The organism is Bacillus sp. IT-79MI2 (assembly GCF_949768135.1).
Lineage (GTDB): Bacteria > Bacillota > Bacilli > Bacillales > Bacillaceae_G > Bacillus_A > Bacillus_A pseudomycoides.
On record NZ_CATKPV010000051.1, the window covers coordinates 629,300 to 656,260 of the forward strand.

Genomic DNA, 26,961 nt, shown 5'->3' on the forward strand with positions numbered 1-26,961 from the left:
TTTATTGCAAAAAAAACATATGAGTTTGAAAGAAAAAAATGATTAAAACTCTTAAAAATACGTATAGAACACTATTTTCTATTATTCTACTTTATATTACAAAGCATTAATGATTGATTACGAATCGTTTGTAATTGTGTGATATCCTAAATCACCTAAAAAACTGTTGCTATAATGAGGACACGAAAACAAAGCGAATGGAGGCTATTCATGAAAAAATTAATTGGTATAGCAGCAGCAGCGGTTTTTGGTCTTGGGATTTTCACTACTTCTGCAAAAGCAGAAACTGTTGTAACAACAGAGGTATTAAATGTACGCGAGAACCCAACTACTGAATCACAAGTTGTAGGTAAAGTATTAAATGGTCATAAATTAGATGTTACAAATACAGAAAACGGATGGTCACAAATCAAATTAAATGGTAAAGACGCATTCGTAAACGCAGAATTTACAAAAAGCATCTATTACGTAACAGCAAACGTATTAAACGTACGTGCTGAAGCAAACACAAACTCAGAAATTCTTGGTACGCTTAAGAAAGACGATATGATCGAAACAACGAACCAAGTACAAAATGAGTGGTTACAATTCGAATATAATGGGAAAACAGCTTACGTTCATGTTCCTTTCTTAACAGGTACAGCACCTGTTATTGAAAAACAAGAAACGCCTGCTCCTGCTCAAGCTGCAGCACCTGCTAAAGCAGAGGCAAAAGCACCAGCAGCACAAGAAAAACCAGCTACTAAACCTGCTGTCAAAGCAGCAGAAACAAACACTCCTTCTGGTGGTCGTGAACTAACAGTTGAAGCTACAGCATATACAGCTCATCCGAGTGAAAATGGCGGCACATATGGTGGTCGTGTATTAACTGCAATGGGTCATGACCTAACAGCGAATCCAAACATGAAAATGATTGCTGTTGACCCGAAAGTGATTCCACTTGGATCAAAAGTATGGGTAGAAGGTTACGGAGAAGCAATCGCTGGTGACACTGGCGGCGCAATTAAAGGTAACCGTATCGACGTTCTAGTTGGCTCTGATTCAGCTGCTAACAAATGGGGACGTAAATCTGTTAAAGTGAAAATTTTAAAATAATGCTATTGTTGTTAAAAAAATAAATCCAGCACTTAAATATTGAGTGCTGGTCTTTCAGGCTGTTGGGAATTTCCTAACAGCCCTTTTGTGAGTTTAAAATGGATATACAGTGCGGCCTGTGATGATTTTATATGCACTGCAAAATTGGGTTTGTGCATATTGTTTAGTCGGTTCGTCTAAAGTTTGATTGTCCAATAATGTATGAAAGGAACGTAGTAAACAGCTTAAAGCGAAATATAATTCTTCTTGTGAGCAGTTCTTTTCTTTTAAGGATGTTGCTAAAATGAGTTCCTCCGTTAATGTTGAAAAATTATGCGTAGCTTGTCCGATTTTCATTATATCCTCTCCGATCCTATTTTTTATCATGTATATGTACCATTGGACAAACTATGTCAAATTTATCTCGCCATTTAGGTAGTAAGGTCCTCATCTCAAGATTTAGAGGGAGGCGAGAAACTTTATAAAAGCCTGTTTGGTTAGGGGGATAATCGGTGAGGGAAGAAGGTGATCTTACTTGGTTAAGGGTTCACTGTATCATTCTTATTTTTTGAATTTCATTTACAGTATTGAAAGAACTTGCATTATGACTATTAAAATTGGTAAGATTGGATATAATGATCAGATGGATAAGATTACATAAAGAGAGTTGAAGTATATGGGAGAACTGCAATGTGAAAAAGTTGCTGTCATCATCGGACCGACTGCGGTGGGAAAGACAAAATTAAGCATTGATCTCGCAAAAGCGTTAAATGGTGAAATCATTAGTGGGGACTCGATGCAAATTTATCGTACGATGGATATCGGGACAGCTAAGGTAACAATGGAAGAAATGGAAGGAATTCCGCATTACATGATCGATATTAAAAATCCAGAAGATTCATTTTCTGTAGCGGAATTTCAAGAGCTTGTTCGAGGCCATATTCGAGAAATTACAGAACGCGGGAAACTACCAATTATTGTTGGTGGTACCGGCCTTTATATACAATCAGTTTTATATGACTATCAGTTTACAGATGAAGCTGGAGATCCTGTATATCGAGAGGGACTGGAAAAATTAGCGACAAAACATGGTGTAGAATATGTACATGAAAAGCTGCGAGAGGTAGATCCAGAAAGTGCAAGTCGCATTCATGCGAATAATGTAAGGCGTGTCATTCGTGCGCTAGAAATTTTCCATACAACAGGGCGGAAGATGAGTGATCAACTTGAAAAGCAAGAAAATGAGTTGTTATATGATGTTTCGCTAATCGGCTTGACTATGGATCGCGAAATGTTATATGATCGCATCAACTTGCGTGTTGATCTTATGGTCAAACAAGGATTGCTGCAAGAAGTGAATGCTTTATACGAAAATGGAGTCAGGGACTGTCAATCTATTCAAGCGATTGGTTACAAAGAATTATATAATTATTTCGAAGGGCATGTTTCGCTAGAAGAAGCGATAATGCAATTAAAAACAAATTCGCGTCGCTATGCAAAGCGTCAACTAACATGGTTCCGTAACAAGATGGATGTTACATGGTTTGATGTGACTGATGGTGAAAAAACAGCAGAAATTTTGCGGTACATAGAAGGAAAGCTACAATTAAAGTCGAATAATAAGTAAGTAGAGAAAAAGAGGAGGATTCGACATGAAGCAATCAATCAATATTCAAGATCAGTTTTTAAATCAACTCCGTAAAGAAAATACGTTTGTGACGCTGTACTTATTAAATGGTTTCCAGCTTCGTGGATTAATTAAAGGTTTTGATAACTTTACAGTTTTATTGGAAACAGAAGGAAAGCAACAGCTTATTTATAAACATGCTATTTCTACATTTGTTCCACAAAAAAACGTTTCAATTGAATTAGAGTAGTAAAGAATTGTACATAGCAAAAAAGAGCGAGTGATTCGCTCTTTTTTTATTTATATATTTTAGAGATTCTTTAATGAATGCGGAAAATAGAGAGTCTAACAGTGGTATCACCTGTCTCGGGAATAGTGATTGTATTAGTGGTAGATTGAATAGTAATCGTAGTTCTGGCTTTTAAAGTTTCAATTGTTGAAAATGTAATTGAACTTCCAATTGTGTTTGCTGAAAAGTTATCTGAAGGTATGTTGCCATTAATGGAAATTCCAAAGCCGAAGGGAGCTGACCCTGAAAATATTGTTGAAGCTGAAAAGTCAATGACATATACACCATCTTCAAGGATTGTGATTGTATCTGTTGCATCGAAATGTATGTTATTTATGTTTGAGATAAGATTGAACTGGATGTTTTGATTAGGTTTTATAGTTTGTGGAAGTGTATTTTTAAGTACGGCTGTAGTTACTGGAAAACTAAACCCTTGAGGTCCTCGCTCCCCTTGAAGCCCTTGTTCGCCTTGAAGTCCATGCTCGCCCTGAGGCCCTTGTTCGCCCTGAGGCCCTTGTTCGCCCTGAAGCCCTTGTTCGCCCTGAGGCCCTTGTTCGCCCTGAAGCCCTTGTTCGCCCTGAGGCCCTTGTTCGCCCTGAGGCCCTTGTTCGCCCTGAGGCCCTAGTTCGCCTTGAGGCCCTAGTTCGCCCTGAGGCCCTTGTTCGCCTTGAGGTCCTTGTTCGCCTTGAATACCTTGTTCGCCTTGAGGTCCTTGTTCGCCCTGAAGCCCTAGTTCGCCTTGAGGTCCTTGTTCGCCTTGAGGCCCTAGTTCGCCTTGAGGCCCTAGTTCGCCTTGAATACCTTGCTCGCCTTGAGGCCCTTGCTCGCCCTGAGGCCCTAGTTCGCCTTGAGGCCCTTGCTCGCCCTGAGGCCCTTGCTCGCCCTGAGGCCCTTGCTCGCCCTGAGGCCCTTGCTCGCCCTGAGGCCCTTGCTCGCCTTGAATACCTTGTTCACCTTGAGGTCCTTGTTCGCCTTGAGGTCCTAGCTCCCCTTGAGGTCCTTGTTCGCCTTGAAGTCCTAGCTCGCCTTGAGGCCCTTGTTCACCTTGAGGTCCTTGTTCGCCTTGAGGTCCTTGTTCGCCTTGAGGTCCTTGTTCGCCTTGAAGTCCTTGTTCGCCTTGAGACCCCTGTTCGCCCTGAGGTCCCTGTTCGCCCTGAGGTCCCTGTTCGCCCTGAGGTCCCTGTTCGCCTTGAGGTCCCTGTTCGCCTTGAGGTCCCTGTTCGCCTTGAGGTCCTTGTTCGCCTTGAAGTCCTAGCTCGCCTTGAGGCCCTTGTTCACCTTGAGGTCCTTGTTCGCCTTGAATACCTTGTTCGCCTTGAGGCCCTTGCTCGCCTTGAAGTCCTTGTTCGCCCTGAGGTCCTTGTTCGCCTTGAAGTCCTTGTTCGCCCTGAGGTCCTTGTTCGCCTTGAGACCCTTGTTCACCTTGAGGTCCTTGTTCACCTTGAGGCCCCTGTTCGCCCTGAGGCCCCTGTTCGCCCTGAGGTCCCTGTTCGCCTTGAGGCCCTAGTTCGCCTTGAATACCTTGTTCGCCTTGAATACCTTGTTCGCCTTGAGGCCCTTGCTCGCCTTGAAGTCCTTGTTCGCCCTGAGGTCCTTGTTCGCCTTGAGACCCTTGTTCACCTTGAGGTCCTTGTTCACCTTGAGGTCCTTGTTCACCTTGAGGCCCCTGTTCGCCCTGAGGCCCCTGTTCGCCCTGAGGTCCCTGTTCGCCCTGAGGTCCCTGTTCGCCCTGAAGCCCTTGTTCACCCTGAGGTCCCTGTTCGCCCTGAGGTCCCTGTTCGCCCTGAAGCCCTTGTTCACCTTGAGATCCTTGTTCGCCTTGAGGTCCAGTCATTTCAATTGACGCAATTTGTAGTAAAGTAACTTGTAAATTTTCTATTTGCACGATGATTTTTTTGAACACAAGATGATTGATTCTAAATAATTTAGTGATATACAGTGAAAAGTTGAGTAGGTTTTGTAATTCAATATATGTTGCATTTGCTACAAAAGGTTGATTATCCAAAATAGTAATTAAATTTTCGACAATTGCAATGCCAGCTTCTCGCTGTGTAAGCGTTAAGTTTAAACGTTCCAGGAACCCTTTTATTATTTCTAATAAGTTTATAAGTTCTTTTATGTTAGATTCTGTTGGATTGGAAAATACAGCTGGAATAATATTAGTTAGGTCACTTAAAGTATCGGAAAAAAGATTCGCGTATAATTTAGGAATAGGGGTATAATGAACTGTCGGAATACGACGAGGTTGTGTTGGAAAATACGGTTTTGAAATCTTTTTTTGGTTATCATTAAAATGAGACATTAAAATGCTCCTTTCTAATTGAGATGGTGAAAAACCTATCATAGTAGATGCAAGTTAAAGATAAAAAGGAATAGGGAAACGGGCAGTTTATGTGAAAAATAGTAAAAACGCCCATTTATAAGGCGTTTTCTTTTTGTTTTGCATATTGATAATACCTTTTTAAAGAAATTTTTGATTTGAAACCAACGCGTTTCATGATTTCTTGCTCTGGAGTGTTTTGTTCGATTAACCGTAAAATAAAGGTGTTTCGAAAGTGTTGACCGGAAATCCCTTTACGTAAATTTGCACGGGCTACTTCAAGGCGAATCATTTTTTGGACCGCTATTTCTGTTAGTGCTTTTGGAGCATCATTTTCGTACACCCATCGATATGTGTTACGGTTGAAATCGAATGCCACAAATAGCGGGTCATCACTATGGTATTTGGGACGAACTGGTTCAGGGATTTTTTTGTAATAGTTATATAGTTGTTTTTTGTCGTCGTGAGTTAAATTAATGGTTCTTTCAATACCTGCTACTGCTGGAATGGAAATTGTATTCGTTTCAAAATGAACGTGATGCATATTTAATGATACAAGTTCTTGTAGGGATAAGCCGTAGTCAATGAGTAAATTTACAATAGAAATATTACGATCCATTAGTAATGGACGGACAGGGCGTTGTTTCTCTGATAATCCTTCTAATGAAGTCAAGGTATGTTTTAAGCGTTTTTCGTCCTCTTTTGAAATGAAATCTTCATCACGTAACGCACGATTAGGTTGGATGACGAGTTCCATGTCCTTTAATGGGTTTGGGAGGTTTAAAAACTGATATAGTCTATTTAAGACAATAAATACACGGTGCATTGTTTTTTCAGAGTAATGCCGTTTCTTTTTTAAGTCGGAAAAATAATCTTCATAGTCTTTTGTACAAAGTGTAGCCCATATATTACTAGAGGAAAGTTTTTTATTTTTTTCTAACCAATGCCCAAAATCTTCAATATCATAGACGTAACGTTTAATGGTTGAAGGTTTTCGTCCTTTATTTAATAAAAAGGAAGAAAAAGCTTGTACTGTATCATGAATTTCCTTTGTTTCCATATTCCCACCACCCTGTTTTTTTCTTATATTATAACAAATTTTTCTGAAAACAGTTATTTGTATGGGGAGTGGAAAAATTAATAATATTTTTTGGTGAGTCGATAAAAAGAGGTGATTGTATGGAACAATCGATGCGAAAGAAAAATAATAATCAAATTAATATCGTGTTAAATCACCGGAAAAAAATTTCAGTACCTGCTCCAGAAAAGAAATCCGTAATTTCAAGTGAAACGTCTACGAAGCATGAGATGCTGCAGCGGATTGAAGAAGAAATGGGTAAACTTGTTGGAATGGAAGATATAAAAAAAATCATAAAAGAAATTTATGCATGGATTTATGTAAATAAGAAAAGGCAAGAAATTGGCTTAAAGTCAGAAAAGCAAGTGCTTCATATGTTATTTAAAGGAAATCCGGGAACGGGGAAAACAACTGTTGCAAGAATGATTGGAAAATTATTATTTGAGATGAACATTTTATCAAAAGGGCATTTGGTCGAAGCGGAACGCGCGGATCTTGTGGGAGAATATATTGGGCATACAGCACAAAAAACAAGAGATTTAATTAAAAAAGCCATGGGTGGAATATTGTTCATTGATGAAGCATATTCGCTAGCGCGTGGTGGAGAGAAAGATTTTGGAAAAGAAGCGATTGATACGCTTGTCAAACATATGGAAGATAAGCAACATGGATTTGTTTTGATTTTAGCGGGATATTCAAGAGAGATGAATCATTTTCTTTCTTTAAATCCAGGTTTGCAATCGCGTTTTCCATTTATTATTGAATTTGCGGATTATACAGTGAATCAGTTGCTTGAAATTGGTAAGAGAATGTATGATGAACGAGAATATCAATTATCAAAAGAGGCGGAATGGAAATTCCGTGATCATTTACATGCGGTGAAATATTCATCACAAATTACATCATTTAGTAATGGACGCTATGTCCGGAATATTGTTGAGAAATCCATTCGTACACAGGCGATGCGCTTATTGCAAGCGGATGCATACGATAAGTATGATTTAATTGGGATATCAAGTAGTGATTTAACGCTTGAAGAAGAGACGCACAGTTCATGAACTGTGCGTTTACTTTATTATGGAAGAGAAACGTAATGCATCGTATTCTATTTTGTATTTTTTGTTTTTGCTCGTTGTTCTAATTTGCTTTTTGGACTTGTATCAGCTACATCTGATGCAAGTCCTTGTGGATTAACGCTACTACTTTGTCCGCGATTGCGGTTGTTGTTTCCTTTTGCCATTCTTTATCACCTCTATTCTTCTTTAGCTTTTTGTTGATATGCCCTATGATATCGCTCCATCTTTTTGCTTTTTTCATAGGCGGATTTTGGGTCGAAGCTAATTTGGTTGACTGAGCTTTTTTGAGCACCTTTGTTTACGTGGTTTGTCATTATGTTCACCTCGCTTTAAAGTTTAGTATGGACACTCTGAACAGAAAAAAACGTTGGAAAAGAAAAACCTCTTTACGTCATGTAAAGAGGTGAAGTTACTATTTATGCAAAGAACGCTCTTTATTCTCTAAGCGTCTGTGCGGTAAATGCCATTTGAAATGAATGGAAATCATGCGGAAGCAAACAATAAAAATAAATAAGGTGTATAGAGCCCAGTCACTGACGATAATCTTGGCGCCAATTAAAAATCCTGCTAAAATCGTCCAAAATGCATATACTTCTGCGCGAAGGACGAGAGGTTTGCGGCGTGCTAATAAATCACGAATGATACCACCGCCAATCCCTGTTAAAACAGCTGCAACAATTGTAGCGCTAATAGGTAAATTTAGTTTTTGTGCATAAAGTGCTCCTTGTACAGCGAATGCTGATAAGCCAATAGCATCTGTAATGTTCTCCCATCTTTTCCAATGTTTAATTAATTTATTTGGAAATAGAAAGATAATCGTCATTGATAAAAGTGCAATTTGAAATAACATGTCTTGTTGCCAAAAAGCGCCGATTGGATAACCGATTAATAAATTACGAAGGGCACCTCCTCCAAAGGCAGTTGCCATCCCTAAAATATATACCCCGAAAATATCGTAATCTTCTTCCATTGCGACAATAGCTCCGCTGAGTGCGAAGGCAATTGTACCGATGATGCTAAAAATCTCCCATGCCATGAATTTTCTCCCTCGCTAACTAGATGAAATGTGCTTCCTCTGCTATTATATTAGAAGGTTTAAATTTCGAAAAGGATGAGTGAACATATTTGATGGAAGAAAAAGAAAAAGTCATATTAGTTGGCTGTCAATTGCCGCAAGATGATGATGAACGGTTTATGCATTCCATGAAAGAACTCGCATCGCTAGCAAATACGGCACGTGCAGAAGTTTTGGTATCTACAACGCAAAAACGTCCGAAATTTCATCCCGCTACTTATATAGGTAAGGGAAAATTAGAAGAACTTGCAGCGCTGACAGAAGAACTAGAACCGGCTGTTATTATATTTAATAATGAATTAACACCAAGCCAAATCCGTAATTTATCAGCTATGTTAGATGCGAGAGTAATCGATCGAACGCAACTAATATTGGATATCTTTGCTCAGCGTGCGAAATCAAGAGAAGGTAAGCTTCAAGTGGAATTAGCTCAGCTACAATACACAATGCCGCGTCTTATGGGACAAGGGCTAGCGCTATCACGTCTTGGAGGCGGGATTGGTACGAGGGGTCCTGGTGAAACGAAACTAGAAACAGATCGTCGTCACATTCGCTCTCGTATTGATGAAATTAAGAAGCAGCTAGCGATTGTTGTGGAGCACCGGAAAAGATATCGTGAGCGCCGAAAGGATAATCAAGTATTTCAAGTTTCGTTAATTGGGTATACAAATGCTGGAAAATCGACGTTGTTTAACAGATTAACAGAAGCAGATACATTTGAAGAAAATTTGCTGTTTGCGACGTTAGATCCAACAACAAGAAAAATGCAATTGCCGTGTGGGTATACGGTGCTATTAACTGATACGGTAGGGTTTATTCAAGATTTACCAACGTCATTGGTTGCTGCGTTTCGCTCTACACTGGAAGAAGCGGGGGGAGCGGATGTGATTTTGCATGTCGTTGATTCTGCAGATCCAAATTATGTAGGTCATGAACAGACAGTGAAAAAATTACTACAAGACCTTGAAATTGACCACATTCCAATTATTACGGTTTACAATAAGAAGGATAGATTACATCAGAATTTTATTCCATTTCCAAAAAATGATTTTCTTATGACAAGTGCCTTTGAAGAAACAGATTTATTAATCTTGAAAGAATCGGTAGAAACGAAGATGATGGAAGAGATGGAATCGTATAAGGTCATGATTCCTCCGAGTGAAGGTAGATTACTAACGCTTTTAAAAACAGAAACGGTATTAACTGGGATGGAATTTAAAGAAGATGGATTCTTGTATGAGTGTACAGGTTATATATTTGCTCATTCACCGCTGAATGGACAGTTAAAGAGATTTTTAGTGGAAAAAGGAGAAGAGAATAAAAATGTTTGATCGTTTGAAAAATGGAGAAAGAATCGCTCCTATTGTAAAAGAAGTAGAAGAACAAATTGCCGGTGTACACAAACGTATTGATACAGTAATTGAAAGTAATCAATTCCGTGTATTAGAAAGTTTTCGTAAACATAAAATTAGTGATTCACACTTTATTCCAACAACAGGTTATGGCTATGATGACATCGGTCGTGACACATTAGAAAAGGTGTATGCTGATGTATTTGGAGCAGAAGCAGGGCTTGTTCGTCCGCAAATTATTTCAGGTACACATGCGATTTCGACAGCTTTATTTGGTATTTTGCGCCCTGGTGACGAACTATTATATATAACAGGGAAACCATATGACACGTTAGAAGAAATTGTTGGTGTGCGCGGCAAAGGTGTTGGTTCTTTTAAAGAGTATAACATTGGATATAATGCTGTACCGTTAACGGTAGAAGGGCGTGTTGACTTTAAAGCTATAGAAGCAGCTATTCATGGAAATACGAAAATGATTGGTATTCAGCGTTCGAAAGGGTATGCGACGCGTCCGTCATTTACAATCGCGGAAATTAAAGAGATGATTTCTTTTGTAAAAGAGATTAAATCAGATGTTGTTGTATTTGTAGATAACTGCTACGGAGAATTTGTTGAAGAGTTAGAACCGTGTCATGTCGGGGCAGATTTAATGGCAGGGTCTCTAATTAAAAACCCAGGTGGTGGAATTGTAAAAACAGGTGGCTACATTGTTGGGCAAGAACAATATGTAGAAGCTTGTGCATATCGTTTAACATCTCCAGGTATTGGAGCAGAAGCAGGGGCATCTTTATATAGCTTACAAGAAATGTATCAAGGTTTCTTCTTAGCTCCTCATGTTGCTGGTCAAGCGTTAAAAGGGGCGGTCTTTACAGCGGCATTTTTAGAAAAGTTAGGAATGAATACATCACCAACTTGGAATGCTGCAAGAACAGATTTAATTCAGTCTGTTCAATTTGATGACAAAGAGCGTATGATTGCATTTTGCCAAGCGATCCAATACGCATCTCCAATTAATTCTCACTTTACACCGTATCCAAGCTATATGCCAGGTTATGAAGATGATGTCATTATGGCTGCAGGTACGTTTATTCAAGGTGCAAGTATTGAGCTATCAGCAGATGGTCCAATTCGTCCTCCATATGTTGCCTATGTGCAAGGTGGATTAACTTATTCTCACGTGAAGATTGCGATTTGTTCTGCGATCGATGCGTTAATTGAAAAAAATCTATTAACAATTTCGTAAGGGAAAGCTGCCGATTTCGGTAGCTTTTTTGTATAGAAGAAGGTATTTATGCCATTTTAAAAAAGAGTGAAAAAACTTATAAAAAAATCATGTCATAAAAGCTAACATCTGTTGACATCAAACATAACATGATATAAAATGAGAAACAGTTAAAGCGAAGGAGGAACTGAAACAATGAAAGAAGATAGACGTTCTGCCCCGCTGTTTCCTATTGGTATTGTAATGGATTTAACACAATTATCTGCTCGTCAAATTCGCTACTATGAAGAGCACAATTTAATTTTCCCAACCCGTACAAAGGGAAATCGTAGATTGTTTTCATTTAATGATGTAGATAAGTTGTTAGAAATTAAAGATTTGTTAGATCAAGGCTTAAATATGGCTGGTATTAAACAAGTGTTACAAATGAAAGAAAATCAAACAGAAGCAGTGAAAGTAAAAGAGGAAACGAAAGAAATTTCAAAATCCGAGCTTCGTAAAATTCTTCGAGATGAATTGCAACATACAGGTAGATTCAATCGAACTTCATTACGGCAAGGTGATATTTCAAGGTTTTTTCACTAAAGATTACTGATTCTGAAGGTGTTTAGAGGGACTAAGGAGGAATATATAATGGCAAAGTACACAAAAGAAGATATTTTTCGTTTAGCGAAAGAAGAGAATGTAAAATATATCCGTCTACAATTTACGGATCTTTTAGGGATTATTAAAAACGTAGAGATTCCGGTTAGTCAGTTAACAAAAGCTCTAGATAACAAAATGATGTTTGATGGATCTTCAATTGAAGGATTTGTTCGTATTGAAGAGTCTGACATGTACTTATATCCAGACTTAGATACTTGGGTAGTATTCCCTTGGACTGCTGAAAAAGGTAAAGTAGCTCGTTTAATCTGCGATATCTACAATGCTGATGGCACTCCATTTGAAGGTGACCCACGTAACAATTTAAAACGTATGTTAAAAGAAATGGAAGCACTAGGATTTACAGAATTCAACCTTGGACCGGAACCGGAGTTCTTCTTATTCAAAGTTGATGAAAAAGGAAATCCAACATTAGAACTAAACGATAACGGTGGATACTTCGACCTTGCGCCGATGGATCTAGGGGAAAACTGTCGTCGTGATATCGTTCTTGAACTTGAAGAAATGGGTTTTGAAATTGAAGCATCTCACCATGAAGTTGCACCAGGACAGCACGAAATTGATTTTAAATATGCGAATGCACTTCGTTCATGTGATGACATTCAAACATTCAAACTTGTTGTAAAAACAATCGCTCGTAAACACGGTTTACACGCAACATTTATGCCGAAACCATTATTCGGAGTGAACGGTTCTGGTATGCACTGTAACTTATCTCTATTCAAAAATGGAGAAAACGTATTCTACGATCAAAATGGTGAATTACAATTAAGTGATGATGCGCGTCACTTTATCGCAGGTATTTTAAAACATGCCCCAGCATTTACAGCGGTAGCTAACCCAACTGTAAACTCTTACAAACGTTTAGTACCTGGATATGAAGCGCCTTGTTACGTAGCATGGTCTGCACAAAACCGTAGTCCATTAGTGCGTATTCCAGCATCTCGTGGTATAAGTACACGTGTAGAAGTTCGTAGTGTTGACCCAGCTGCAAACCCATATTTAGTAATGGCAACATTATTAGCAGCAGGTCTTGACGGAATTAAAAATAAATTAACTCCGCCAGCTGCAGTGGATCGTAACATCTATGTAATGACTAAAGAAGAACGTGAAGAAGCAGGTATCGTTGACTTACCAGCAACATTAGCACAAGCGTTAGTTACACTACAATCTAACGAAGTTGTATGTGGTGCATTAGGTGAACATTTACTTGAGCACTTCATCGAAGCGAAAGAAATTGAGTGGGATATGTTTCGCACGCAAGTACACCAATGGGAACGCGATCAATATATGTCTCTTTACTAAGAGTCTCAAACCCTTGACACATAACGTGTTGAGGGTTTTTTGTATGCATGGATAAAGGGAGAAGTATCAATTGTTTTTAGCTTATGACCATATTTTGACCATATTTATTTCATGACCATACCATGACCTTTTTAAAGTAGGTTGCGTTTCGCAAACGCTTCGTATTTATTAAGACTCTTTTTGTTCATCTCTTTTGAAATGTGGGCATATATGTCAGAAGTAATTTGAATTGAATCATGCCCTAATCTTTCTTGCACTTCTTTCATTGAATATCCGGCGTCTAACAAAAGAACGGCATGTGTATGACGTAAACCATGAATCGTGATATTTGTTACATTAGCTTTTTTTAAAATGCGAGTCATCGCTCTTTGTAAAGTAGACTTTGGATAAGGAAGTCCATTTTCACGTGCGAATACTAATGAAAGATCATGGTATAACCCTCCTAATTTCAGTTTACATTTATTCTGTTCAAGTTTATGATTTTTTAAGATTTGGATTAAAAAATCTGCTAAGATTATCGTGCGGTAAGATGCTTTTGTTTTGGGTTTAGCGAATAGATTATCTAGGTTTTTATAATCATAAGTGAAGGTGTGACGGATACTTATTGTTCCTTCTTCTAAATCAATATCATCCCATCGTAAAGCCAGTGCCTCACCCTTGCGTATTCCTGTGTGAAGTAGTGTAAAGAACAACGAGAAATAATGAGGTTCTGTATCTTTTAATTTTTGAACAAATGTATTCACTTCTTGTCCTTCTAAATGCTTAATTTTTTTGTCTTCAGTATCACTTTTAGCAATGACAATTCCGCGGAAAGGTGTTTGTTGAATAAGCTGCAAATCAACAGCTTTGAGCAAAGCTCCTTTTAAAGGTGCAGTGTAATTCTTAACACTATTTTCACTATACCCTTCTTCTAAGAGGTGATTCACGAATTTTTGACAGAGTGAAGGTGTAATATCGAATACCTTATACGATCCGAAAAACGGAACGATATGCTTGTTTATTGCTGTTTTGTGAAGATTGTATGTATGATTTCTAACCTTTCCTTTTTTGTAGGTTATAAGCCAATCATTCAAAAATGTAGAAATCATCACATTTTTATCTTCTATAAAAGTCCCGTTACTTAATTCTGTTTCAGCCTTCGCAGCATGAAGTTGAGCTTCTTTCTTTGTTTTAAAACCACGTTTTGTTGTTTGTTTTTTCTTTCCTGTTTTCGGATCAATAGTGGTGTAAATTTTGTAGAGCCATTTAGCTCCATCTTTTGTTTGGTATTTTCGGAAAGACGCCATGATTTTCCCTCCTTTATTTTTCTTTTAACTAAGAAACAGGTGTGTCTATATATCCTTCTATTTCGTATTTAATTTCTCCATCTTCTTCGTAAACTCGCGTAACGATAGGCAATTTTACAAGTTAATTTTCTTTTTGTTTCTGTCTTTTTTCTCTTTCAATCGCTAAATCAATAATCAAAACAACTTCCTCTTTTAATAAATTTTATAAAACTTTAAGAGTTCTATAGGAATGTTATTTTTATAGGTGATACATTTTTTTGTATCACCTGGAATAATGGTATTTTTGTCTATTAATAAAAATGCAGCAAAGGTATTGGCTTCTATTTCTAATCTATCAACAGATAAAAAAGTATTTTTTCGTAAGAATAGAGTATTTACTTCTTCGTGAAGGACAGCATGTCCCAATTCGTGAGCACAAACTGTCCTTTGCATAGTTTCTGATAAATTATTATTGATAGCGATAAACTTATTTCCTTCTTCACATTTGTAAAAACCATTAATCTCTTCATGTAAATCATGAAAAGTGTGGATACTAAGTTTACTGAAAAGATAAAATAATTGATTTGTAGCTGATTCAAGATGAATAAAAAAGGAATTGATTTATCCGAACTATTTAAAATGCAAAAGGCGTTGGATCAAGACATTAAAGCGCAGTATCCGCAAAATTACAATGATCGTGTAGTTGTACTTGAGGAAAAGATGAAGCAGAAGCGACTTATAGAAATATAGTTTCGGTCATGGGTGACATGATTGAAGAACCAACGCAATTTACGTTGGAATGGATCAATGAGTTGGAAGAGTTTTTAAAGAAACACTGCAGATTGTAAAACAAGACAAAATCCTTATTTTGGAGAAAGATGATTATCTGAGATGAGTTTCAGCTAATCCCTAATCAATAAAATAAATGAAGATGTATATGCAAGCGTAGAAAATACCTAAAATTATTAAACCAACAAAAGCGAATATTTTGGCTGTACCTTTCGGAGCAAAAATAGCTAAAACAATTGAGATGGGTATTAAAATTAAAAAAGGACCGGCTATACACAGACCGAAAAATAAGATTGAAGTTAAAAACATTGAAATGAAACCAAAGTATTCTCTCATTGCTTTATCCTTTCTTGAAAAAATGAATTATACAGATTAAACCATAGTCAAAGTGAATTGAAGTGAAATTTTAACAAAATCGTTATTTGGAAAAAAAGGGGATTAGTTTAATTTTGATTCTGCCAATCCCCAACCAATGATAAAAAGTAGGCCGAATATGAGAGCGTAAATAATACATGAAATTACTAAACTAGCTACAGCGACTTTTTTCGATGTACCTTTTGGAGCAAAAATAGCTAAAATAATTGAGATAGGTATTAAAAAAAGTATATAACCGTTTGTACGCATAGATAATAGACCGAAAAATACGATTAAAGTTAATAAAAATGAAGTGATCCCAAAGTATGCTCTCATTACTTTGTCCTTTCTTGAAAAATGAATTATACAGATTATACCATAAACAAAGTGAATCAAAGTGAGTTTTCAATAAAAACGCTATTTGTGCGACACGTTTCCTTATAAGTGTGTAAACACGAAATAGGAGGGTTATCAATTTGATGACAACAACGGATTGACTGAGAGTAGGAATGAAAGCCGTCAGGTTGAGCTGAAACTACTTATCTGATACTCCTACATGCGAGGCGTGATAGTAGTCGCAAATTGTATGAAGCTAGGTGAAGTCGGCTGAACAAAACCTAAGTGAGAAATCATATGGTAATGGATAGGTCGGGATGCTACAAAATATCTATGGTGAGAATGTCTGAATGGACTGGCGAACTTGCGAATGTACGGGTCTAAACGCTTAATGCATTAGAAATGTGTATGTCGTCAATGACGACGTTATCTACCGAAAAGTAAGAGTAAATAATATGAAATTCGGAACATCTAACGATGAGGATGTAAAGATAACAGGCTTAAAGCAAGCACCTAAGGATATATGTATAGCTAGGTCAATCGGAACGTGGTAAACAAGAAACTGTCAACAACGCCTACTAGCGGACAGATGCATATAAGGTTCTAACGAACCGAAATTGCTTCATTCTTGTGAAGGTGGGGACACAGTACCGACGAAGCATGTAACGAATGTGGAGGGATAGTCCCTAGTCTTGTTCTTTGAAAACTAAATTAACTAGATGTAACTCACAGGATCGAGTAAGATGATGGGACTTTTCGTAAGAAAGGGGAATTAATACATCGGTGAGTACAACATTACGACATGCAGAATATTACGACATGCAAAAAGTGTTTGATGATTTATATCAACGTAGCGAAAACAATGCTACTAAAGGTGTGAATTTATATAAGCACATAGTATCAAAAGAAAATATTCTACTAGCATATAGAAATATAAAGACTAACACCGGTTCTAAAACCGAAGGAACAGATGGTATTACAATCGACCACTATAAAATGAAAGATGTAGATTCTTTTGTTGATAACATAAGAAAAGCTCTTGTAGACTACAAACCTAACACGGTACGTAGGGTAGAAATACCTAAACCAAATGGAAAGAAACGCCCATTAGGAATACCTACTATGAGAGATAGATTGATACAACAAATGTTCAAACAGGTTCTAGAACCAATATGTGAGGCAAAATTCTACAAGCATTCATATGGATTTAGACCTAACAGGTCAACACACCATGCAATGGCTAGGTGTCAATTTTTGATAAATAGAGGGGGATATAGTCACGTAGTAGATATTGATATACAAGGTTTCTTTGATAACGTAAACCATTCCAAATTATTAAAACAACTATACAACATAGGTATAACTGATAAAAGGGTACTGACAATCATCTCGAAAATGTTAAAAGCACCAATCAAAGGAGAAGGTATTCCCACAAAAGGAACTCCGCAAGGAGGAATCCTAAGTCCATTACTTAGTAATGTTGTACTAAACGATTTAGATTGGTGGATATCTAGTCAGTGGGAGAATATCAAAACAAGAAAACCACATACAGTACAAACTAAAAACTACCGTTTATCAAAAGCAAAACTGAAAAGAATGTATATAGTTAGGTATGCAGATGATTTCAAGATATTTACCAACAACCATCAATCTGCAACAAAAATATTCCATGCAGTGGAAGGGTATCTCAAAAATCAATTAAACCTTGATGTATCTAAGGAAAAATCAACTATAACTAATCTGAAAAGAAAATCTTCGGATTTTCTGGGATTCTCTATCAAAGCTGTTAAAAAGCGCAAAAGATATGTGGCAAACACACATGTAAGCGAGAAAAAGAAAAAGGACATCCTTGAAAAAGCAAAAACAAGGATTAAAGCAATTCAAAAGAGTCCATCAGGAAAAACGGTACAGGATTATAATTCTTACGTGCTTGGTATAAAAAACTACTACAGAATTGCAACACAGGTGAATATAGACTTTGCTGAAATAGCCTTTCGTCTCTCGAAAATATTGTTTAATCGTCTAAAATCAATAGGAAAATATAAAATTCCTACCAATGCTAATACATTATACAAAAAATTACACAAGAACAATTTTAGAACCTTTGAAATAGCAGGTAATCATGTATATCCACTAGCAGACATACAAACACGATTCCCTCAAAGTTTTAGTCAAGATATATGTAATTACACTAGAAAAGGAAGACAGAAACTCATCAAAAGTTTAAAAGGCAACATTGCCAATGAAATGCAAAAAATGTTGTTATCCTCCACCATAGGGAAAAGCATGGAGTATACAGATAACAGAATGTCGAGATATTCCATGCAAAATGGAAAATGTGCTGTCATAGGAATCTTTTTGCTAGCTGATGAAGCACACTGTCATCACAAAGTACCGAAAGGTATGGGAGGAACTGACGAGTTCAATAACCTAATTATTGTATATGAATTTGTCCACAGACTGATTCATGCTACAAATGAAGAGACGATTAGAACGTATATGAGAATACTTCAATTGAACGATAAACAATTGAAGAAAATAAACAAACTCCGTAAAGCTTGTAATCTAGTTACTTTAGTATAAAAGAATAAGATGGGACGCTGTATGCGATGAAAGTCGCACGTACAGTGTTAAGCGGGGGAAAAGATAGAGATAACTTCAAAGTCTTACCTATCGCAACTAGTAGAAATGGGGAGTTGAAAAGTGAACCAAAAGGAGTACGTCGTTTATAAAGGTGAGTCATTGATATGTATCGGGACCATAAAGGAATGCGCTCAGCATATGGGCGTACTTCCTAAAACAGTTCACTTTTACATGACACCAGCTTATCAAAGCAGATTGGCAAAGAAGAAGAAAGCAAGAAATTACTTAACTGTTACGGAACTTGAGGAGGATTAATAATGAATGTTGTAAGTACACTTAAATTAACTAGAAAATATGCGAAATGTCCTGAATGCGGTAACGATAAGGTCGGAAATGGTGAAGGCACTTTAGAAATAAATGATGATACATTCAAGCGAACTTGTAAATATGGATGGAGTATTGAAATAAAGGAAAACTAAACAAAAACGCTATTTTATAGAATAAGAGAATTATTGGGGGATTAGAAAAGAGAAACCCCTTGACGGCTTCGTCAAAGGATTTCTTTTTTAGAGAAGTGTATGACTATCAAGGTGTGGTAAATGTGATAGTTCCTGATGAATCAGAGGAACGTATAGAGTCCACTTTTTTTACATACAGCATATAAGTTCCTACAGGAGCTGGCTTATTAGTTGTAAAAGTAAATGAACCAGTACCTTTAAATGTACCAGAACCGAAGATAGTCGAAGAACCATCTGGTTCCATTTTTAAGAAGGCGTACGTTATTCTTTTACCATCAACTGTTTTTTGATCAACATTAAAAGTGATATGTCCTGCATTATTCACATAGATGTAACCGAATTGTCTAGGATCAGATAAACTTGAGAAACTATAAGAATATTGTTCTGAGAGTAATGACGTTTGTACTAGTGGTTTAATTTCTAAGGGGTTATGCACTTGTTGAGGCGACGTGGCATGTGCGAAGTTTCCAGGCAATAAAATTCCGATAGCTAATTTTTTTAACATACATACATCTCCTATTCTATATTGGTATTATCTAGTATATCAATCAAGTGTTATAACCTAATTGATATACTAGATAATACCAATTAAGAAATAGAAATAGTGTCATATTTTGTAAGTTGATGAAAATTTTTCGGAAATATGACGAAAATACGAACAAAAATTTCATTTTGTAGAAAAGGGGAATGGATATGGATCCAAATACAAAAGTGCGTTTCACATTAAGTATTGGTTATGCTGGTGCAAAGCATGATGAAACATTCACATTAAATGAATTAGGGTATTATCCAGAAACAGATAAAGATGTAGAAGATTTCCTAGAGCAAAAGTGGAAAGAATGGTCAGCAAATTATATTGATGGCGGCTGGAGCTTTGAAGAAGATTAACGAAAGAGCAGCTAGCAAAAGCTAACTGCTCGGGTTGTGGAATAGGTTAAGAAATGGGTTGTCTACAGTATTGACGGAATATTGAGTTTTATTCAGTCTTGTCTTTAAATTGCGTTTTAGCTTAACGCATATCCTACAATCAAAGTAAGTGTTAGAAATACAGATAATGAAAATGTTAGTAGGACTGTTACTATGCTTCTAAGCATCGCTACCCAATTATTTATCTTAGAGAAGTCAATCATGCCAGCAAAAAAAGTTCCTATTGTTAAAACTAGTAAAATGAATAAAGGGTGAATGTGTAGTGAATCCGTAAAAAATTTGAATATTTCAGATGGGATTTCAAAATATAAACGGAATAAACCAATACAAATCAAGGAACAAATAAAGGACCATAGATTGATGTTATGTTTCATAGCTTTCTCCTATGTTATCAAAATGTTTTTATTTAATTTTAATGGAAAATAAAAGAAAAAGATAGCGGTTATAAATTGGAATAAAGTTCTTAACAAAATAATCCTTTTAATAGAAAGTGAGGTTAGAGGAATGACAAGTTTAAAGAAGAGAAAAATAAAGAAAGCTATTGCTCGTCGTGCAAAAGTGGTGGATAAATATCAAGTTGATAATGCTTGGAGAAATATTTTTGTACAAGCTAGTATTTTAAAGTGAATGAAAAAAGAATATAGTCCGGCTAGAAAACTAGAGGACACCAATTCATAAAAACGGCAATTATAGCTGTTTTGAGAATATGGTGTCCTTTTTATTTTGAAAAGGGAGATGGGGAGAATGAAAGCACTAAGAGATCAATTACGTGAATGGAAAAAGCAATCAAAACAAGGGAAAAAGAAAAATAAGAAAAAACAAAAAGAAAAGTTAAGCACACGTGATATTGAGGATTTAATGGGGATTCGTGGACCACGATATGAGCGTAGACGTGGAGCATTAAGACAAAAGTAATTAATAAATAAAAGGAGTGGTCTTACATGACTAAACAATTATCTTTCTTACCAAAAATCGATAGAACAGCAACACAAGAGAAATTAGAAGGTGTTCTTGAAAGTGTACGTATATATAGGCAGTTTGGAATGATTCGTAAAGAAATGAAAGTCACTCCTTCTTATGAAGTTAGATATCATGGACCTACACACGATGTTGGAAAACCGTTAGAAGATGTTGCGATAGCAAATGTACAGCAAAGTGAAAGAGAAGAATGGCTTGAAAAGATGTCATTTCGTATTGATCAAGCATTAAACCGCTTTGGAAATGGATTAGCCGGAAGGAATCAAAGAGACATCATTATTAAGCGCTATTTAGAAGATGAAGATATCTGTGATTATATGGTGTATAACGAACTGGGGATGAGTGAACGAACTTATCGACGTGTTAAAGCTAGAGCATTTTATAAGCTTGCTTTTGCTCTTAGACTCGAAGTTTACGAGAAAGAAGAAGCAGGAGGAAATGAATAATGAATTTTGTTCAGCCAATACGTGATCCAGAGCAAATACAACAATTAAAAGATTACTTTAAGGAAAAGAGCGAGCGCAATTATATTCTGTTCATTATGGGCATTAATACAGGATTAAGAATTAGTGACATACTAAAGTTAAAGGTTGGTGATGTAAAAGGAAGTCATATATCTATGCGTGAAAAGAAAACAGGCAAACAAAAGAGAATACAAATTACATCATCACTAAAAAGAGAACTAAAATGGTTCAATGAAGAAAGAGAAGATGATGAATATCTATTACGAAACAGGCAAGGGAAGAACTGTCCAATCGGTCGCAGCATGGCATATAAGATATTAAGCGGAGCGGCAGCGGAATTTGGATTAGATGAGATTGGTACACATACTTTAAGAAAGACATATGGCTATCATATGTACATGCAAACAAAGAACATCGCATTACTTATGGAGATATTCAATCACTCATCTGAGAAGGTCACGCTACGTTATATAGGTGTAAACCAAGATGCAATGGACAAAGCAATGACTAGGTTTAAAATCTAATCATTGTTTTTTCTTTTGTTTTTATATAGTTGCCCATAAATTTCGTACTGTGTAACTCAAAAAAGAAAGTCTTATAAATTCATTGGTATCAAGGGATTTGGCGATTGGCTCAGTTACACACAATATAAGATATGGGTAAGTCATAAGGCAAAACAAAAAATGCTAAGACATTTTTTTATAAATTAATATCTTCTTATTGAAGTGAATCTAGTCGGTGCTTTTAATAAGAGTATTTCCTATATTTTTATGGGTGTCTCTCAAAGTGTATAATTTTGGTTATTTATTATGAAATTCAGTATACAATTATATTTTTATATAGTATGATTTAACGATATTAAATTTATTAGGGAGGAAATAGATTATTATGAAAAAATTTGTAAAAGCAATGATATTATGTTTTGTTATTTTTGTTATTTATCCTACTACAAATGCTTTTGCAGCTAATACATATGTAGCTGGAACTGATGGAGAATGGAAGGAACTAGAAACAGTAGGGACGTGCCCTTCTAAAATATGGGTTTTTAACTTATATGCCGATAATGGAAACTCAATATATAATGGTTGGGTGAAATCTGAACAAGATTGGTATTATATTTCTAGACGTATTATGGTTGATCCAGGCAATAAATGCATTAATTCTACTACAAATGGATGGATAGTGATAGACCGTGGTTCTGCAGGAGCAAGATGGTATTTATTTGCTCCAGGAGGAAAATTAGTTCAAAAGTCAGGTTGGGAACAAAACGCACAAGGAAAATGGATGTATTTTATTCCAGGAGATTATGGACTTGCAACAAATGAATCATTAGTAATTAACGGGACAAAATACTATTTTGATAGCAACGGTTATATGAAATAATAGTGAAAAAGAAGAATACTTGAAGGAGTATTCTTCTTTTTTATTTTCGACAATGTCAGATATGGGTAAGAGAAGCGACGGTATAAAAAAGAAGCGTTGTTCGTTAAATGGACGTACCGCTCTATTACCATCAAGTTAAGAAATTCATTGAATAGTATCCGTTTTTATATAATTATTATTGATTTTGAAAAAATAAAAAATCGCCTGATTAAAGGCGATTCATAGTTTATTCATTTTGCATTTTTTTGATGAATAAGTATCTTTTTAAGTTAAATGCAATGTTCTACATTAACGTCTTTCTGGTTCTTTTTCTTTTCTTCTAAGACCGAATAAACCTACTAGTCCTAATAAACCAAGCCATGCCCAATTATTATTTTTACGATTATTATTCAAATCATTTGTTGTATTCACATTTCGAGTTCTAGTATCATAATTAACTCTATTCATGTTATTGTCATTAACTCGAGTTGTAATATTATTATTGTTAACTCTATCCGTATTATATCCATCGTATTCAGCATGGATGCTTGTACCAAAAAGCATAATAGTTAGTAATAGGGCACCTAAAATAGATGACAATTTTTTCTTCATGGTTTTCCCTCCTTTCATATTTAGTAATGTCTCCAGTTCCTTTAGACAATATTCGGTTGAAAATATATAAAACCATTTGAATTGAAATTATGATAAACATCTTTAACTTTTATTATTAAAAGTACTGATAATAATGGGTCAAGTTAATTGCTATATATTTATAAGAATAAATTTTTTATAACAGTATATCCTATGAGAGGTAATTACTATATTTGGGTAAGGTGTTCCTTATGAGTTATAAGAACTTATTTTCTTTAATCCAGAAAATGGTTGGGAAAATTTTTTCTATAGTAAGCATTGTTGGTAAGAGTTTAATTTCTTTAAGGAGGAATATTTTAATGGGTGTTTTAAGTGGAAATCCACAAAATGAACCAATGCACTACGGAGAAGTCTTTGGGATTTGGAGTTATCTTGCAGCGGCACAAGGTGCAATTGCTGGATATCAAGTTCTTATTAACCACACAGGAGACGAGGATTTGAAGAAATTTTTAGAAAATCTTGTGGAAAATGATATCCAATCAGAAGTTGAAGAATTAAAAAATTTATTAAAATTAAATGGTGTTGCATTACCACCAGCACCTCCAGAAAGACCTGTTGCATCTATTGAAACGATTCCTCCTGGTGCTCGTATTAATGATGCAGAAATTGCAGCAACGGTTTCTGCAGGTCTTGCTGCTGGGTTAGTAGCATGTAGCCAAGCTATGGGACAATCACTCCGAGAAGATGTAGGAATGATGTTTGGTCAATTCCATATGAAAAAAGCACAAGCTGGAGCTATATTACTTCGCTTGAATAAGAAAAAAGGTTGGATTATTCCGCCACCATTACATGTTCAACAATCAGAACAAGCATAATACCTTAATCGAAATCCAATTTATTCTTTATGGTTGTTGCAATGAGCTTGTCTAGGGAAATAAGGATTATTGGCAAATTAAAATAAGTGGCAGAGTCGTGACCGCTTTTTGGCAGTAAATGTGCCGGTTGTTTTGGAATTAGCGTGTTATATTTGTATTGTGAGTAGTAGCGGAAAACATTGCTCGCAAGATTCCTGATAATTGAAAATGGATCGTCATGACCGATGGCGATGGTTGCAGATTGGATGAATAGTTGTTTCTTGATTTCACATTCAATTGCAATTTACGTTGTGTAAACGGAGAAGGGCTTTTGCTCTTCTTCCAGTTACTTAACAATGTTATAGAAGATTAGCGCGGCAGCATTAGGTGATTGGAAGAAGAATAAAACTTCATTTACCGTAATTGAAGTTACAAATTAATAATTGATAACAAAGCATCCATTCGGGTGCTTTTTCTTACGATTAGTCAACCTGTATTTATAGATTTTTGATGGATTGAGTATCAAAAATCTATATCACACATGTATCCACGTATAACGCATACTAAATACCCCTAATATGGATTCGTTTTTTTACTAGGGGGAGATATGATGAATGAAACTATGATGTTAGGCCGTTAACCGATAATCATAGTGTATATCGTGTGTAATAAGATGAAAGAGAAGCTTCAGTAACTTATTTACACACGCAATGGACGCAACTTTATGACATTTGTTATATGGTTGCGTTTTTAATTTATCGTAGTACTCTATAATGTGATTTCGCCCGTAACGTCGTTGTTTAATCATGTTTTGGATAATCAGGAAAAGTAGTTTTCGTAAATGTTTATTTCCACGTTTATTAATTTTATCTTTATAAAAAGTTTTACCTGATTGAAAGCGACGTATATCAATACCGGCATACGCATTCAATTGCTTGTTATTCGCAAAACGAGTAATATCTCCTATTTCAGCCATTAAGCGTACAGCCGTATTTGGCCCAATTCCAGGAAAGCTCAAAATGATACTATATTCTGCACGTTGTTCGGCTAGATGTACCATATTGTTAATGCAACGTTCCTTTTGATGAAGAAGTTCTTGATAACGTCTTGCGTATACTTTGAGTTGGTCACACAGGACATCATTTTGAGAAACGGCTGGATAGGAATTTTTCGCTATTTCAAGTATTTGAATTGCCTTTTTCTCTGCCATAATAGTTGATATTTTTTTATTGGTAAATGAAACTATGTACTTCTGTTTTTGCAACGCTACTTATTTTATTTTCGTTTGTTACGGGTGCATTTGCTGATAGGGTTTTACTTATTCCAGATTTACCGAAACAACCATATCGCTATGGTGTAGGTGCTTATGAAGGCGTTGTTGCGCACAGTACAGCAACTCCAGCTATTAATATTCAAAAGTATGAGTCTCGTACTTGGCGTTCGGCTTTCGTACATTATGCAGTAGATTGGAATGAAACAATTCAAATTGCTGATACAAAGTATATCGCTTATGGGGCTGGTTCAGGTGCTAATAAGCGTTTTGTACATGTTGAACTTTGCGAAACTGCAGACTATGGAAAATTTAAACGCTCATATGAAAAGTACGTTAAATTATTAGCTGAAATCTTAAAAGATAACAATCTATCTGTAGAAAAAGGATTGTGGACACACTATGATGTTACAAAGTATCTTGGCGGTACAGATCATGAAGATCCACTTGATTATTTACGCAGTCACGGTGTATTAGAAGCGCAATTCCGTGCGGATGTTCAACGTGCGTATAATAACGGTGACGTTTCTGTTCCGAAACAACCATCTAAACCAGGCGAACCAGTAGCGAATATGGAAGGCATTGCATATATTGAAGGTTACAATGTAAATCTTCGCAAGGGACCAGGTGCAAGTTACTCTGTTATTCGTCAGTTAAATAAACCAGAATCCTATAAAGTATGGGGTGAAAAAGATGGATGGCTAAATCTTGGGGGAAATCAGTGGGTATATAACAATCCTTCTTACATCAAGTTTGAGAAGAAAGAGCCAGTTAATCCGATTGCAGGAAAGCGTATTGTGTCTAAAGTAGACAATCTGCGATTCTATGATTCTGCTTCTTGGCAAAATAAAGATGTTGCTGGTACTTTAGATGCAGGATTAGGATTTACTATCCTAGATAAAGTATCTGTGAATGGTTTACCACAATATAAGGCGAAAAACAGTAGAGGTAATATATTCTATATCACAGCAAGTTCAACTTATGTATATGTGAAGTAATGAGTAATGGAAAAGAAGAATTTGATAGATTTATCGAATCCTTCTTTTTTTAGCTGATTTAGACTTAGTTAAAACGTTCCAGCAGTACGTTCTGTTAAATACTTGGTATCTAAATAACCAAGGTCTTGAACATGTTGATGCAAGTTCTGAAGTAAACACTCATCTTTACATAAAATACTGATATCAAAACCATCAACTATACTTAATAAAAATTCGCAATCAGTATTAATAAAGTTTGATGCTGTTCTTATCCATGTTGGACTGTGCTTTTTCATATCAGGAAAAGCACACATTGTTAAGAAAATTAAATAATAACCTTTGTTTAGCAGTGTTTCTTCCAACTCTTGTCCAGTGATAAAACGTTCATTATCAAACAACATCTTATTTGTAAAGTTACCGCGTTTATCTTTAATGTATATTTCAGCATCATCTATTTGCCACATGAAATTGTTAGAATTAAAAGGTTCTAGTAATTTCAATATGGACAAATTGAAATTGTTATTTTCTGGGACATGGAAATGTATGCCTATATTCATTGTATGCTAGTCTCCCCTTATTTTTATTATCTAAAGAAAGTGCCGGCTCTTAATT

34 protein-coding genes and 1 pseudogene are annotated in these 26,961 nt (G+C 36.0%); 22 read left to right on the top strand and 13 right to left on the bottom strand.

All coding sequences use genetic code 11. From position 1 onward, the window contains the following. Positions 1-210: 210 nt before the first annotated feature. Positions 211-1,095: a cell wall-binding protein EntA gene (locus tag ACM6HU_RS10055; protein WP_353778885.1), complete on the top strand. Its 885-nt coding sequence runs from the start codon at positions 211-213 to the stop codon at positions 1,093-1,095. A gap of 93 nt (positions 1,096-1,188) precedes the next feature. Here the strand turns inward: ACM6HU_RS10055 and ACM6HU_RS10060 are convergent, their stop codons facing one another. Beyond that, the gene (locus ACM6HU_RS10060) at positions 1,189-1,425 is read right to left on the bottom strand and encodes a hypothetical protein (RefSeq protein WP_170927990.1); all 237 of its coding nucleotides are present in this window, start codon (positions 1,423-1,425) and stop codon (positions 1,189-1,191) included. Positions 1,426-1,750: 325 nt separating this feature from the next. Between ACM6HU_RS10060 and miaA the strand changes: the two genes are divergently transcribed. After that, positions 1,751-2,701: a tRNA (adenosine(37)-N6)-dimethylallyltransferase MiaA gene (gene miaA, locus ACM6HU_RS10065; protein WP_016115830.1), complete on the top strand. Its 951-nt coding sequence runs from the start codon at positions 1,751-1,753 to the stop codon at positions 2,699-2,701. 25 nt (positions 2,702-2,726) lie between these two features. Beyond that, positions 2,727-2,951 carry an RNA chaperone Hfq gene (hfq, locus tag ACM6HU_RS10070; RefSeq protein ID WP_000813896.1) on the top strand — a complete coding sequence of 75 codons (225 nt, stop codon included), beginning with the start codon at positions 2,727-2,729 and terminating at the stop codon, positions 2,949-2,951. A gap of 70 nt (positions 2,952-3,021) precedes the next feature. Here the strand turns inward: hfq and ACM6HU_RS10075 are convergent, their stop codons facing one another. Together ACM6HU_RS10075 and ACM6HU_RS10080 are read right to left on the bottom strand one after the other, a co-directional pair. Continuing rightward, positions 3,022-5,292 carry a Gly-Xaa-Xaa repeat protein gene (locus tag ACM6HU_RS10075; RefSeq protein ID WP_414848123.1) on the bottom strand — a complete coding sequence of 757 codons (2,271 nt, stop codon included), beginning with the start codon at positions 5,290-5,292 and terminating at the stop codon, positions 3,022-3,024. 115 nt (positions 5,293-5,407) lie between these two features. Beyond that, positions 5,408-6,370 (bottom strand): tyrosine-type recombinase/integrase, encoded by a 963-nt coding sequence (locus ACM6HU_RS10080; protein WP_016115826.1) that lies wholly within the window; start codon positions 6,368-6,370, stop codon positions 5,408-5,410. Between the two features lie 119 nt (positions 6,371-6,489). Between ACM6HU_RS10080 and spoVK the strand changes: the two genes are divergently transcribed. Further along, on the top strand, positions 6,490-7,446 hold the full coding sequence (spoVK, locus tag ACM6HU_RS10085; protein ID WP_016115825.1) for a stage V sporulation protein K: 957 nt from the start codon (positions 6,490-6,492) through the stop codon (positions 7,444-7,446). 47 nt (positions 7,447-7,493) lie between these two features. Here the strand turns inward: spoVK and ACM6HU_RS10090 are convergent, their stop codons facing one another. Together ACM6HU_RS10090 and ACM6HU_RS10095 are read right to left on the bottom strand one after the other, a co-directional pair. Further along, positions 7,494-7,628, bottom strand: a complete 135-nt coding sequence (locus tag ACM6HU_RS10090) for a hypothetical protein (RefSeq protein WP_001051869.1) — start codon at positions 7,626-7,628, stop codon at positions 7,494-7,496. A 248-nt stretch (positions 7,629-7,876) separates the two neighbouring features. Next, complete coding sequence (locus ACM6HU_RS10095; RefSeq protein ID WP_016115823.1) at positions 7,877-8,500, bottom strand: trimeric intracellular cation channel family protein; 624 nt, start codon at positions 8,498-8,500, stop codon at positions 7,877-7,879. Positions 8,501-8,592: 92 nt separating this feature from the next. Between ACM6HU_RS10095 and hflX the strand changes: the two genes are divergently transcribed. From hflX to glnA, 4 genes are all read left to right on the top strand, one after another. Then, positions 8,593-9,870: a GTPase HflX gene (hflX, locus tag ACM6HU_RS10100; RefSeq protein ID WP_016115822.1), complete on the top strand. Its 1,278-nt coding sequence runs from the start codon at positions 8,593-8,595 to the stop codon at positions 9,868-9,870. Continuing rightward, the gene (locus tag ACM6HU_RS10105; RefSeq protein ID WP_414848124.1) at positions 9,863-11,134 is read left to right on the top strand and encodes an aminotransferase class I/II-fold pyridoxal phosphate-dependent enzyme; all 1,272 of its coding nucleotides are present in this window, start codon (positions 9,863-9,865) and stop codon (positions 11,132-11,134) included. The genes hflX and ACM6HU_RS10105 overlap by 8 nt, the downstream gene beginning before the upstream one ends. Positions 11,135-11,308: 174 nt before the next feature. After that, positions 11,309-11,698, top strand: coding sequence for a transcriptional repressor GlnR (glnR, locus tag ACM6HU_RS10110; RefSeq protein WP_002014475.1), 390 nt, complete (start codon positions 11,309-11,311; stop codon positions 11,696-11,698). Between the two features lie 48 nt (positions 11,699-11,746). Continuing rightward, positions 11,747-13,081 carry a type I glutamate--ammonia ligase gene (gene glnA / locus ACM6HU_RS10115; protein WP_016115819.1) on the top strand — a complete coding sequence of 445 codons (1,335 nt, stop codon included), beginning with the start codon at positions 11,747-11,749 and terminating at the stop codon, positions 13,079-13,081. A gap of 131 nt (positions 13,082-13,212) precedes the next feature. Here glnA and ACM6HU_RS10120 read toward each other — a convergent pair whose 3' ends face one another. Then, positions 13,213-14,367, bottom strand: a complete 1,155-nt coding sequence (locus ACM6HU_RS10120) for a tyrosine-type recombinase/integrase (protein ID WP_016115818.1) — start codon at positions 14,365-14,367, stop codon at positions 13,213-13,215. Positions 14,368-14,559: 192 nt separating this feature from the next. Further along, complete coding sequence (locus ACM6HU_RS10125; RefSeq protein WP_044880869.1) at positions 14,560-14,952, bottom strand: ImmA/IrrE family metallo-endopeptidase; 393 nt, start codon at positions 14,950-14,952, stop codon at positions 14,560-14,562. Here ACM6HU_RS10125 and ACM6HU_RS10130 point away from each other — a divergent pair. After that, positions 14,947-15,096: a hypothetical protein gene (locus ACM6HU_RS10130; RefSeq protein WP_414848125.1), complete on the top strand. Its 150-nt coding sequence runs from the start codon at positions 14,947-14,949 to the stop codon at positions 15,094-15,096. The genes ACM6HU_RS10125 and ACM6HU_RS10130 overlap by 6 nt on opposite strands. Positions 15,097-15,298: 202 nt before the next feature. Next, positions 15,299-15,511 carry a hypothetical protein gene (locus tag ACM6HU_RS10135; protein ID WP_033671414.1) on the top strand — a complete coding sequence of 71 codons (213 nt, stop codon included), beginning with the start codon at positions 15,299-15,301 and terminating at the stop codon, positions 15,509-15,511. Positions 15,512-15,573: 62 nt separating this feature from the next. On the opposite strand, the gene ACM6HU_RS10140 is transcribed toward ACM6HU_RS10135, so the two are convergent. Beyond that, on the bottom strand, positions 15,574-15,825 hold the full coding sequence (locus tag ACM6HU_RS10140; RefSeq protein WP_016115816.1) for a hypothetical protein: 252 nt from the start codon (positions 15,823-15,825) through the stop codon (positions 15,574-15,576). Positions 15,826-16,608: 783 nt separating this feature from the next. Here ACM6HU_RS10140 and ltrA point away from each other — a divergent pair. From ltrA to ACM6HU_RS10160, 4 genes are read left to right on the top strand one after another with little or no spacing between them, the layout of a single operon-like run. Further along, complete coding sequence (ltrA, locus tag ACM6HU_RS10145; protein ID WP_016115815.1) at positions 16,609-18,408, top strand: group II intron reverse transcriptase/maturase; 1,800 nt, start codon at positions 16,609-16,611, stop codon at positions 18,406-18,408. A gap of 26 nt (positions 18,409-18,434) precedes the next feature. Then, on the top strand, positions 18,435-18,557 hold the full coding sequence (locus ACM6HU_RS10150) for a hypothetical protein (protein WP_016115814.1): 123 nt from the start codon (positions 18,435-18,437) through the stop codon (positions 18,555-18,557). Then, complete coding sequence (locus ACM6HU_RS10155) at positions 18,529-18,723, top strand: hypothetical protein (RefSeq protein ID WP_016133205.1); 195 nt, start codon at positions 18,529-18,531, stop codon at positions 18,721-18,723. The genes ACM6HU_RS10150 and ACM6HU_RS10155 overlap by 29 nt, the downstream gene beginning before the upstream one ends. 2 nt (positions 18,724-18,725) lie before the next feature. Next, a complete protein-coding gene (locus ACM6HU_RS10160; RefSeq protein ID WP_016115812.1) occupies positions 18,726-18,887 on the top strand; it encodes a DUF3797 domain-containing protein in 162 nt (53 codons plus the stop codon). Between the two features lie 106 nt (positions 18,888-18,993). On the opposite strand, the gene ACM6HU_RS10165 is transcribed toward ACM6HU_RS10160, so the two are convergent. Next, entirely contained in the window at positions 18,994-19,431 is a 438-nt protein-coding gene (locus ACM6HU_RS10165; protein WP_414848126.1) for a hypothetical protein, read from the bottom strand. Between the two features lie 188 nt (positions 19,432-19,619). Between ACM6HU_RS10165 and ACM6HU_RS10170 the strand changes: the two genes are divergently transcribed. Next, on the top strand, positions 19,620-19,814 hold the full coding sequence (locus tag ACM6HU_RS10170; protein WP_016115810.1) for a hypothetical protein: 195 nt from the start codon (positions 19,620-19,622) through the stop codon (positions 19,812-19,814). Between the two features lie 116 nt (positions 19,815-19,930). Here ACM6HU_RS10170 and ACM6HU_RS10175 read toward each other — a convergent pair whose 3' ends face one another. Further along, on the bottom strand, positions 19,931-20,227 hold the full coding sequence (locus ACM6HU_RS10175) for a hypothetical protein (protein WP_016131846.1): 297 nt from the start codon (positions 20,225-20,227) through the stop codon (positions 19,931-19,933). A gap of 130 nt (positions 20,228-20,357) precedes the next feature. Here ACM6HU_RS10175 and ACM6HU_RS10180 point away from each other — a divergent pair, with 130 nt between their 5' ends. The 5 genes from ACM6HU_RS10180 (at position 20,358) to ACM6HU_RS10200 (ending at position 22,678) form a co-directional block, all read left to right on the top strand. Then, entirely contained in the window at positions 20,358-20,480 is a 123-nt protein-coding gene (locus ACM6HU_RS10180; RefSeq protein WP_016115808.1) for a DUF3983 domain-containing protein, read from the top strand. 117 nt (positions 20,481-20,597) lie between these two features. Beyond that, positions 20,598-20,768: a hypothetical protein gene (locus ACM6HU_RS10185; protein ID WP_016115807.1), complete on the top strand. Its 171-nt coding sequence runs from the start codon at positions 20,598-20,600 to the stop codon at positions 20,766-20,768. 26 nt (positions 20,769-20,794) lie between these two features. After that, positions 20,795-21,277 (top strand): ArpU family phage packaging/lysis transcriptional regulator, encoded by a 483-nt coding sequence (locus tag ACM6HU_RS10190; RefSeq protein WP_016115806.1) that lies wholly within the window; start codon positions 20,795-20,797, stop codon positions 21,275-21,277. Beyond that, on the top strand, positions 21,277-21,819 hold the full coding sequence (locus ACM6HU_RS10195) for a site-specific integrase (protein ID WP_016115805.1): 543 nt from the start codon (positions 21,277-21,279) through the stop codon (positions 21,817-21,819). Before ACM6HU_RS10190 ends, ACM6HU_RS10195 begins: the two co-directional genes overlap by 1 nt. A 364-nt stretch (positions 21,820-22,183) precedes the next feature. Further along, positions 22,184-22,678 carry a hypothetical protein gene (locus ACM6HU_RS10200; protein ID WP_016115804.1) on the top strand — a complete coding sequence of 165 codons (495 nt, stop codon included), beginning with the start codon at positions 22,184-22,186 and terminating at the stop codon, positions 22,676-22,678. A gap of 288 nt (positions 22,679-22,966) precedes the next feature. Here ACM6HU_RS10200 and ACM6HU_RS10205 read toward each other — a convergent pair whose 3' ends face one another. Further along, positions 22,967-23,269: a WGxxGxxG family protein gene (locus ACM6HU_RS10205; RefSeq protein ID WP_016115803.1), complete on the bottom strand. Its 303-nt coding sequence runs from the start codon at positions 23,267-23,269 to the stop codon at positions 22,967-22,969. 338 nt (positions 23,270-23,607) lie between these two features. Between ACM6HU_RS10205 and ACM6HU_RS10210 the strand changes: the two genes are divergently transcribed. Beyond that, a complete protein-coding gene (locus ACM6HU_RS10210; RefSeq protein ID WP_033671413.1) occupies positions 23,608-24,123 on the top strand; it encodes a DUF3231 family protein in 516 nt (171 codons plus the stop codon). 607 nt (positions 24,124-24,730) lie between these two features. Here the strand turns inward: ACM6HU_RS10210 and ACM6HU_RS10215 are convergent. After that, positions 24,731-25,336: pseudogene (locus ACM6HU_RS10215) on the bottom strand (transposase); the annotation flags it as partial. Positions 25,337-25,338: 2 nt separating this feature from the next. Here ACM6HU_RS10215 and ACM6HU_RS10220 point away from each other — a divergent pair. After that, the gene (locus ACM6HU_RS10220) at positions 25,339-26,370 is read left to right on the top strand and encodes an N-acetylmuramoyl-L-alanine amidase (RefSeq protein WP_414848127.1); all 1,032 of its coding nucleotides are present in this window, start codon (positions 25,339-25,341) and stop codon (positions 26,368-26,370) included. Between the two features lie 68 nt (positions 26,371-26,438). Here the strand turns inward: ACM6HU_RS10220 and ACM6HU_RS10225 are convergent, their stop codons facing one another. Beyond that, positions 26,439-26,906 (bottom strand): DUF2691 family protein, encoded by a 468-nt coding sequence (locus ACM6HU_RS10225; protein WP_016115799.1) that lies wholly within the window; start codon positions 26,904-26,906, stop codon positions 26,439-26,441. Between the last annotated feature and the right edge of the window lie 55 nt (positions 26,907-26,961).